The 8382-nt window shown below is 60.3% G+C and carries 11 protein-coding genes and 1 riboswitch; of the genes, 4 read left to right on the forward strand and 7 right to left on the reverse strand.

Annotation, left to right across the window (positions count from 1 at the left end):
* Positions 1 to 181: 181 nt before the first annotated feature.
* The 5 genes from H928_RS28230 to H928_RS0115885 form a co-directional block, all read right to left on the reverse strand.
* Positions 182 to 736, reverse strand: coding sequence for a siderophore-interacting protein (locus H928_RS28230; protein ID WP_148293191.1), 555 nt, complete (start codon positions 734 to 736; stop codon positions 182 to 184).
* Positions 737 to 748: 12 nt separating this feature from the next.
* A complete protein-coding gene (locus tag H928_RS30235) occupies positions 749 to 1039 on the reverse strand; it encodes a hypothetical protein (RefSeq protein WP_148293192.1) in 291 nt (96 codons plus the stop codon).
* A 256-nt stretch (positions 1040 to 1295) separates the two neighbouring features.
* Positions 1296 to 1901, reverse strand: coding sequence for a lipocalin family protein (locus tag H928_RS28235; RefSeq protein WP_021027396.1), 606 nt, complete (start codon positions 1899 to 1901; stop codon positions 1296 to 1298).
* A gap of 131 nt (positions 1902 to 2032) precedes the next feature.
* Positions 2033 to 2533: an MgtC/SapB family protein gene (locus tag H928_RS28240; protein WP_021027397.1), complete on the reverse strand. Its 501-nt coding sequence runs from the start codon at positions 2531 to 2533 to the stop codon at positions 2033 to 2035.
* 105 nt (positions 2534 to 2638) lie between these two features.
* Positions 2639 to 2848: a CsbD family protein gene (locus tag H928_RS0115885; protein ID WP_021027398.1), complete on the reverse strand. Its 210-nt coding sequence runs from the start codon at positions 2846 to 2848 to the stop codon at positions 2639 to 2641.
* Positions 2849 to 3125: 277 nt separating this feature from the next.
* On the opposite strand from H928_RS0115885, the gene H928_RS31675 reads away from it, so the two are divergent.
* Together H928_RS31675 and H928_RS0115890 are read left to right on the forward strand one after the other, a co-directional pair.
* On the forward strand, positions 3126 to 3350 hold the full coding sequence (locus tag H928_RS31675) for a hypothetical protein (RefSeq protein WP_148293193.1): 225 nt from the start codon (positions 3126 to 3128) through the stop codon (positions 3348 to 3350).
* Positions 3351 to 3555: 205 nt separating this feature from the next.
* Complete coding sequence (locus H928_RS0115890; protein WP_021027399.1) at positions 3556 to 3852, forward strand: DNA-directed RNA polymerase subunit alpha C-terminal domain-containing protein; 297 nt, start codon at positions 3556 to 3558, stop codon at positions 3850 to 3852.
* 53 nt (positions 3853 to 3905) lie between these two features.
* On the opposite strand, the gene H928_RS0115895 is transcribed toward H928_RS0115890, so the two are convergent.
* Positions 3906 to 5144 carry a voltage-gated chloride channel family protein gene (locus tag H928_RS0115895; RefSeq protein ID WP_021027400.1) on the reverse strand — a complete coding sequence of 413 codons (1239 nt, stop codon included), beginning with the start codon at positions 5142 to 5144 and terminating at the stop codon, positions 3906 to 3908.
* Between the two features lie 81 nt (positions 5145 to 5225).
* Positions 5226 to 5291: riboswitch (Fluoride riboswitch) on the reverse strand.
* A 182-nt stretch (positions 5292 to 5473) separates the two neighbouring features.
* On the opposite strand from H928_RS0115895, the gene H928_RS0115900 reads away from it, so the two are divergent.
* Both H928_RS0115900 and H928_RS0115905 read left to right on the forward strand, forming a co-directional pair.
* A complete protein-coding gene (locus H928_RS0115900; protein WP_021027401.1) occupies positions 5474 to 6814 on the forward strand; it encodes a serine hydrolase in 1341 nt (446 codons plus the stop codon).
* 251 nt (positions 6815 to 7065) lie between these two features.
* Entirely contained in the window at positions 7066 to 7401 is a 336-nt protein-coding gene (locus tag H928_RS0115905) for a Rap1a/Tai family immunity protein (RefSeq protein WP_148293194.1), read from the forward strand.
* Positions 7402 to 7590: 189 nt separating this feature from the next.
* On the opposite strand, the gene H928_RS31680 is transcribed toward H928_RS0115905, so the two are convergent.
* Positions 7591 to 8166, reverse strand: coding sequence for a hypothetical protein (locus tag H928_RS31680; RefSeq protein ID WP_148293195.1), 576 nt, complete (start codon positions 8164 to 8166; stop codon positions 7591 to 7593).
* Positions 8167 to 8382: the final 216 nt, after the last annotated feature.

The following is an 8382-nucleotide window of genomic DNA, read 5'->3' on the forward strand; positions in this document are numbered from 1 at the left end:
GCGGGAAGAACGCGCGCCTGCAGTGCAGGGCAAAAAGGGCGATTGTGCCGCGAAGCACCGCCCAATTCAATGCATTGGGCAGTCATTTGCCCAGCAGCGTCCGCACCCATCAGCCGATAAAAAACCGGGCCGTTTGCCCGGTGAGTGAATGCGGATGGCGCGTGCTTACATCGCCCTGGCGTTAAATCGCAATCCCCAGGTCATCCCAGTCCGCCAGCTTGCCGCCAGCGGCGGTGAATTTTTGGTAGGCACTTTGGCGCTCGGCATCGATTTCGGTATTGCTGGCGCCGCGCTTCCAGTAGCCGGCGATGGACACATCAGCCTTGTCCATGCCCAGCTCCGACTGGAAGTACTTGCGCATCGCGCGCATCTCGTCGCGCTCACCCGCACCCCAGACCACATGGCCAGCAGCGTCCTCCAACTGGCGGGCCTGCTGCAGCAGCGGGTCGCGCCCATGACCTGGCAAGCGCTGCAGCTGCAGGCCAGCCACCCGTGGCAGCTCCGCAATCCCATGCAGATCGTCGCTGGCAATCCAGCCTACGCCGCCCAGCCCTGCGGGCCAACGTTGCAAGATCGAGTAGAGCGCGGGCAGGCCGGAATCATCACAGAACAGCGCCACAGGCCGGCCCTTGGCGTCGGGCAGCACGATGTTGACGCGGGGGCCTGTCAGCCGTAGCTGCTGGCCAATGGTGGCCTGCGCGGCCCAGCGCATCATGGGGCTGTCACCGCCATGCATCACCACATCAAACTAGGCGCAGCGGCTGTGCGGCGCAAAGCTTCGCACGGTATAGACGCGCGAGACCGCAGGGGCCTGAAGATCCGGATAGACGCGGAAAGCCACATTGGCCTCGTCCCAGACCGGGTCGTTGCCGACATCGCCCAGATGCATGCCCACCCGCAAGGTGTGGGGCGACGGGCGCTGCAGCGAGACGATGGTGGCGTCGATCTGGTGCAGGCCGCGCTGGTGTTCCTGGTCGCGAGGCGCCTGCGCGGCCACTGGGCTGGAAGATGGGTTGGGAGAAGCGGAGGAACGGGACATCGATACACAGACCGCATGGGCCATCGGATGCGTGGAGAAAAGAGCTTGGCTGGCTGACAGACCGCAACAGCCTGCCGGTGGCTAGCAAAAACGACCTTGGAGACGCTGCGGTCCCGGGTCGCCCCACGATGAAACGGATGCAAAGAGCCGCGCTGTGGCTGACGCTCTCGATGGCTGGATCATAAAACAATTGAGAATGAATATCATTTAATACCCATGCCTTTCGCGCAGCCTTTGCAGCGGCTATGCAGCCATCTTACGCCGCCTTGCTGCTCTCGACCATCTCCAGCGCCGCGCCATGCGGCACCCGGATCAGCCGATGGGCATCGACCCCATTGCTGGCGGCGATGGCCACCAGGCGTGTGTAGGCAGCTTCATCAATGCTCGGCGTGCGCGACAGAATCCAGGCGTACTTGGCCGCATCACCGACCACCACGGCGTGTCCTGCATCGTGGTCGACATAGACCACATGGTAGCCCGCATACAAGGGGCGAAAGAACGACACCTTGAGCGAGCCCACCTCGGGGCCGGACAGCAGCTTGGCCACGGCAGTGGCCGACTTCCATTGACCGCGTTCGGGGTCAAAGCCACGGTTGGTGACCTGCACCGTGCCGTCGTCCTGCAGGCAGTAGTCAGCGGTGCAAGAGGTCAGACCGCGCTCAAACACATAGTCAATCCGCGCCAGCTCATACCAGTGGCCCATGTACTGCTCGGCATCAAAGCTCTGCACGGGGCGAACATTCTTGGGCACCCGCACCCGCTGGCCGGTGTACCACAGGGCTGACACGGCAGCCGTCAAGGCCATGGCCAGCGGCAGGGAGGAGGTTCTGGAGGAGGCCGATGCCTCAGGTGTGCGGCGCATAAGGGGTTCCTTCATACAAAACCCTTTTGTACCGCCGATGGCAATCCGACTGCGTAGGCCTTGCCACGGCAGCGGCCTAGGTCAATTCCGACACGGGCTTATTGCCCAGGCCATGCGCCGGCACAGCAGCATCAGCTGCCTTTTTTGGGCACCACATTCTTTGGCAGCACCATCAGCACAAACAGCGCAAACAAGGTGCACAAAATGGCGGCGGCCTCTTCACCGGCGCCCACCGCCATACCAATCGCTGCGGTGAACCAGATGCCAGCGGCGGTGGTCAGGCCCTTCACATCCTCGGTGTTTTCCTTGGCGGGTTTCAAAATGGCGCCGGCGCCCAAAAAGCCCACGCCGGCGATCAGGCCCTGGATCACGCGGCTGGAATCCATTGGCGTCATGCCCATCAGTTGCGCCACGGCCAAAAAGGTCGCAGCGCCCATGGCCACCAGCATGTGCGTGCGCAAGCCAGCGGCCTTGCCGCTGGCCTCTCTTTCATAGCCCAGCATGCCGCCCAGCAGCGCCGCCAACAGCAGTTTGAAAATAATGCGCGTGGCCTGCGCCAGATCGGTCAGATCAGACAGTTCGCCTGCAACGGTATTGATGATGATCTGGAATGCGGAGTCAGAAGAATTCATGGCTCGGGCCTTGGTGCATCACGCAGCAAGGCGGCCACGTTCGATGGCCGCCTGCATGCAGAATAAAAAAGGCCTCCCTCGCGAAAGCCAGGGAGGCTGCTTGAATTACCAGCGGTAATTGTTCTTGGTTTCCCAATCCTTGACCTGCTTTTCTGCAGCGTCCTGCGCAATACCTTCGCGCTCCTGGATGCGGCCCACCAGCTGCTCGCGCTGGCCGTCTACCACGTCCAGATCGTCATTGGTCAGCTTGCCCCATTGCTCTTGCACTTTGCCCTTGAATTGCTTCCAGTTGCCTTTGATGGTGTCTTCGTTCATCTGTCACTCCTTGAGGGTTGCGGGTTGGTCGGTTGCTGTGATTCCAGTGTCACACCAACACCGGCCCCGCATTGCAGTCGTGCAAGCAGCATTACCGTAAGGACTCTCCCACAGCTGCCATGCAAGAGCGGCTTTGCGACTTCATCACAACAGAACATGGCTTTGTCTATGGCTATTCCATACCCAGTACATCTTGTAAAGCGCATACTGGGGGTGGCGACGAGGAGCGGCCTCGCATAGAACCGGCATTCCAGCGATATTCAAGGAGTTGAAAGCCATGACTTATGCATCCAAACCCCTTCCGGCTCAGGCACTGAGCCAGGAAGAGATTCAAGCCCGTTATGAAAAGGACAGAATTTCTTATCCCGATGGCGTGCCCGACTCCCGTATCACCTGGATCGAAAGACCAGAATACAAAGGCAATGAACTCAGTTACCGGGGCCAGAAGCCCAAGACCATCGTGACCTTGGTCAGCTCAGCCAGTCCCTCCAATCCCTCTTAGGGCCATGCCATTTCTACTGCCCCGCATGGCCCTCCATGGGTGCGCATGGCTCCACCCATCTCCCTCTTCACCAGCCCTCTGCCGAGGGCTTTTTCATGCCTGCAGCGGCATGCGCTGCATCTCGCACTGCGCCCCAGGGTTGTAAGCTTGTATTAGGACTGGGGTGCTAGCATCAAGACTCGCAACACAACCCTGTCTGTATCTGATGTCTCCGCTGAACGATGCGCAAGCCGCGCACGCCACACCGCTTGCAGGAAAGCTCTCCAACCGCGCATTCAACGCCCTGGCCCGCCACAACATCACGACCGTGGAAGAAGTCATCGCCGCCTATCCCGAGCGGCTGCTCAAACTGGCAGGCTTTGGCTTGCAGTCGCTGCGCGAGGTCGAGGCCGTGTTCTTTCCCGGTCAGTGCTATCTGGCCGAGCTCAAAGATGGGCAGCGCCCCACCAAGAAGATGCATGGCTCCCCGCTGGCGGCCCTGGGCCTGAGCCCAGCGGTCTGAGCGGCTGCCTGGCCAGCTGTGCTCAGACAGCCCCCGCCCAAACCACCGCCCCGTTAGTCCTGGCGCTGGCCATATTTGTGCTGAGCGATGCGTTGGGCCTGGTAGATGCCAGCGTGTCCTGAGAACAGATAGGCCGCCACGCAGGCGATCGCCGCAAAGGGCCCGATCTGCGGACCAAACAGCTCCAGCGCCATCAAGGTGGTGGCGATGGGCGTATTCGCGGCACCGGCAAAGACGGCGACAAAGCCCAAGCCCGCCATCATGCCCAGCGGCATCTGCAACAGTGGCGCCAACGCATTGCCCAACGTGGCGCCGATGTAGAACAGCGGCGTGACCTCCCCACCCTTGAAACCACTGCCGATGGAGACCACCGTCATCAGCAGCTTGCCCAGAAAATCCCAGGGCCGCACGGGGCCCTCAAAGGCCTGCACGATCTCAGGAATGCCCAGCCCGGTATAGCGGTAGGCATCGCATGCCCACACGGCTGCGGCGATGACCAGACCGCCGATAAAAGGCCGCATCGGCGCATAGGCCACGCGCTTCTTCATGAAGGCACCAAGCCTGCGCGTAGCCGTGGCAAAGAGCATGCCCACCAGTCCAAACAGAATGCCGGCAATGGCAACGGCCATCACCGGCCACCAGCCCATGGGTGCCAATACACCCGCGGCGTAATGCGTGTGGTGGATGCCCCAGGCCAGGCTGACCTGGTCAGCAAGGAGCGCTGCCAGCACACAAGGAAACAGCGCCTCATACCGCATGCGCCCAATAGCCACCACCTCCATCCCAAAGATGGCCCCCGCCAGCGGCGTGCCAAACACCGATGCAAAGCCCGCGCTGATGCCCGCCATCAGCAGCAGGGGCCGATCCTGCGCGGCGAGGCGAAAGCGCCGGCTCAGCTGGTCTGCCAGCGCCCCACCCATCTGCACGGCCGTGCCCTCGCGCCCCACCGATGCGCCAAACAGATGCGATAGCACCGTGCTGACCAAGGCCAGCGGCACCATGCGCAAAGGCAGCGTATTCTTGGGCGCATGCACTTCGTCCATGATGAGGTTGACGCCGCCTTCGGCCGACTTGCCCAGGCGCTGGTAGACCCAGCCCACGGCCGAGCCCGCCAGCGGCAGCAACCAGACCAGCCAACGGTGCTGGTCGCGCCAGCGCGTAGCCGCGTCAAGCGCACAAAGAAAGACAGCCGAAGCCGTCCCCGCCAAAGCGGCCGTCAAGGCCGACAGCAGCAGCCACTTGCCCAGATGGGGCAGCAGTGCAAGGGGTTCGAGGGTTGAACGTTTGGGCATACAGGTCAAAAGCGCGGGTGCATCGGCCTGACCTGGCAAGAAATGTATACGCGACAACGTCTACAGCCCCGAGCCAGGTCAGGTTCTGTAGACGTCATCAGCCGCATGGCGCGGCGGTTAAGGAGGAACGTCATCTCCTGGGTGGGAGTATAGCGGGGGCCACGCCTCCCTGCTCAGGCTCCTTGGGAAGGTATAGGTCTTGCAGTCGCCTTCCCGCCAAACCGTCCGTTCAACCGCAGCACGGCGATACATCTTTCGCGCGGCATAGCCAGCGCGGCTGGCGGCTCTATAAGATACTGCGATCAGCACTACCGCATGGGAGAGAGCACATGGCAGCACCGCAATGGTTGAATCGCAGACCGGGCCTGATCGCCGCATCGCTGTTGCTGGCGCTCAGCGCAGCCGCGGCTCCTGCTTCGCCCTCCCCGCCCTACCCAGACGCCGCCGACAGCGACCCCATCAAACTGGGCTGGATGCAGGGATCGCCACCGCCCGCCGACCGCATTCTGCGCTTTGACGATGGCTCGTATTTCCAATTCCCGGCGATGCGCTGGAGTGTGTCGCACTTTCGCGAGCTGATGCCGACCGTCAATATCTCGCGAGGACTGCGGCCTGCCGCCCCGCTGCCCCGCGCCTTGCGCAGCGATATTGACGATGTGGAATTCAAGCGCCTGGATACCGGTGAAACAATGCGCTGGCGGGACTCGCTGGCCGCCAACTACACCGACGGCATCGTCGTGCTGCACAAGGGCCGCATTGTTTACGAGCGCTATGCCGGCGCACTCCAGCCCGATGGCCAGCATGCGGCGATGTCGGTCACCAAGTCCTTTGTCGGCACCTTGGCTGCGATGCTGGTCGCAGAAGGAACACTGGACCCCGACCGCAAGGCCGCAGACTATGTGCCCGAACTCGCCGTGTCTGCCTTTGGCAGCGCCACGGTGCGCCAGGTGATGGACATGACCACCGGCATCCGGTTCAGCGAAGACTATGCCGACCCCAAGGCAGAGGTCTGGGCCCATGCGGCCGCAGGCAATCCACTGCCCAAGCCCAAGGACTTCACAGGCCCCCGCAGCTACTACGAGTTTCTGCAGACGGTCCAGCCGCAAGGCATGCACGGCGAGGCATTTGGCTACCGCACCGCCAATACCGATGCGCTGGGTTGGATCATTGCGCGCGTCAGCGGCCAGTCCGTCGCGCAGCTCTTGTCCAGCCGCATCTGGAGCCGCCTGGGCGCCGAGCAGGATGCCTATATGTCCATCGACGCGACCGGAACCCCGTTTGCCGGCGGCGGCTTGAACACGGGCCTGCGAGACCTGGCGCGCTTTGGCGAGATGGTCCGCAACAATGGCTATTTCAATGGCCAGCAAATCATCCCTGCGGCCGCGATCGCCGACATCCGCCAAGGCGGCAAGCGCGCCGATTTTGTCAAAGCCGGCTACGCCCTCCTGCCGGGCTGGAGCTACCGCAATATGTGGTGGGTCACGCACAACGCCCACGGCGCCTTTGCCGCACGCGGCGTGCATGGGCAGGCGCTCTATATCGATCCGACCGCGCAGATGGTCATTGCCCGATACGGCTCGCACCCGGTGGCTGCTAATGCGGCAAATGATCCGACGTCATTGCCGGCGTTTGAGGCACTGGCGCAGCATTTGATGCGAGCTCGGCGCTGAGGCACGCCAGCAAGCGCATCAGCAGCGTACGCTGGTCTGCTTAAGAGGCTCTCTGCATGATCGTAAAAAAGAAGGCAGATTCCTGCAGTTGACGGAGCTTGCGGGCGACTCCAGCACATAGATACCTGCTGCCCAACATGGGACCTAAACAGCAGGCCTTGCTAAATATGAGGTATTACATCCTTGGCCCGGCGCTGGTTTTTGCCAGAGCCTGACCTATAAAATCTGGACTGCATCCTTGGGAGACTGAATTGATTCGCTATCTGATTTCTGCAATGTGCCTCGTGGCCGCCACCAGCGCAAATGCCTATTCCGGCAATGACCTCCTCAACGACCTCACCAGTACCAAGAGCAAGGGTCTGACTCCTGGGAATGCATTGCAAGACGGTGTGGGAATGGGATATATCATGGGCGCAAGCGATATGATTTCCCAATCTGGGACCGTTTGCTATCGCCAGAACGTAACGAATGGGCAAATTAGCGCTGTGGTGCAGAAGTATTTGGAAAGCAACCCTGAGACGAGAGATGCCAAAGCGGCGCTTCTCATTTACATCGCCCTCAAAGCACACTTTCCTTGCGAGAAGTAGTACGTCCCTATCCCGTTGGCGTACCCAGACTCTCGCAGCGAATCACTGACCTCTGGCTTGATGCGGTAGGCGCAGTGGTTCTTGTCCAGCATGATCGGCGCGCTACAGCAGTTTTAGGTTGAGTTTCGGGCTGTACAGGGCCTCAGCCAAGGTCCCACCGAGGCTTGCTGGAATATGCGTTATTGCCTCTTAGAAGTCCTTGGCGCCTATTTCTGCAGCTTTTCGCATGGACTCTAAAATTTCTTGCTTGCTCTGGAACGACCCAATCCGGACGGCAAGCTCCTTCCCACCGCTATCCTCCACCGTCAAAGATGTGCTTCCGGATACCCATGTATAAATCCAACCCTCGGATTTCACACCATATTCATTTCGGTACTCTAGCGTTTTTCTATCGGAGTGCTTTCCATAACGCGCAGTGATGGCCCCGATCAATTCACCGACATACCAAGGTTTAACTTTCAAATCAATGCTATATACTTGATTTGCCCTCAGATATATAGAACCAGATTCCACAGGCACCCCTCCAAACGAGGTTGCTTTCAAGCATTGCTGCACTGCTTCAGAGTTTCCAGGATTTTTTCTTGCACAGTCTATGGATTTGAAATTATATAAAGAGCCGGTATAGGTAGCATCCATATAATTTGGAAGCCTTTCTCGCAACTCTTCCGCAGAAGCGCCCAGGGCCAGCCCCTTATAGCTAAAACTTTCAGCGTGCACTGAACTTACGAATGCCAGAAGCATTACCGCTGCATAGTTGAAACGCATACCCTCTCCTCGAACAAAAAGACATGCAGCCAGATACCATAGCCCTGGAGATAGGGCACAGCGATGCAGTCGCAATCGGCCATATGGCGTCGACAAAGTTTCGCTAGAAGCTCCACCTCAGAGCCAGAACCTGGCGGGCACCGCGTATCTCATCGAGCGGATTTAGACAACGCTCAAGATTGCCAAGCTGTGACCCGTCCTGCCAATAAAAAGCCC

Origin of the sequence: Comamonas sp. B-9 (assembly GCF_000410635.1) — a bacterium.
Lineage (GTDB): Bacteria > Pseudomonadota > Gammaproteobacteria > Burkholderiales > Burkholderiaceae_C > Comamonas.

Excerpts from the sequence above, each read along its gene's own strand:
- H928_RS28235 (WP_021027396.1), bottom strand. The coding sequence starts at position 1,901 with ATGCGCCGCACACCTGAGGCATCGGCCTCCTCCAGAACCTCCTCCCTG.
- H928_RS0115900 (WP_021027401.1), top strand. The coding sequence starts at position 5,474 with ATGGCAGCACCGCAATGGTTGAATCGCAGACCGGGCCTGATCGCCGCA.
- H928_RS28240 (WP_021027397.1), bottom strand. The coding sequence starts at position 2,533 with ATGAATTCTTCTGACTCCGCATTCCAGATCATCATCAATACCGTTGCA.
- H928_RS0115895 (WP_021027400.1), bottom strand. The coding sequence starts at position 5,144 with ATGCCCAAACGTTCAACCCTCGAACCCCTTGCACTGCTGCCCCATCTG.
- H928_RS28230 (WP_148293191.1), bottom strand. The coding sequence starts at position 736 with ATGCATGGCGGTGACAGCCCCATGATGCGCTGGGCCGCGCAGGCCACC.
- H928_RS0115890 (WP_021027399.1), top strand. The coding sequence starts at position 3,556 with ATGTCTCCGCTGAACGATGCGCAAGCCGCGCACGCCACACCGCTTGCA.
- H928_RS31680 (WP_148293195.1), bottom strand. The coding sequence starts at position 8,166 with ATGCGTTTCAACTATGCAGCGGTAATGCTTCTGGCATTCGTAAGTTCA.
- H928_RS0115885 (WP_021027398.1), bottom strand. The coding sequence starts at position 2,848 with ATGAACGAAGACACCATCAAAGGCAACTGGAAGCAATTCAAGGGCAAA.
- H928_RS31675 (WP_148293193.1), top strand. The coding sequence starts at position 3,126 with ATGACTTATGCATCCAAACCCCTTCCGGCTCAGGCACTGAGCCAGGAA.
- H928_RS30235 (WP_148293192.1), bottom strand. The coding sequence starts at position 1,039 with ATGTCCCGTTCCTCCGCTTCTCCCAACCCATCTTCCAGCCCAGTGGCC.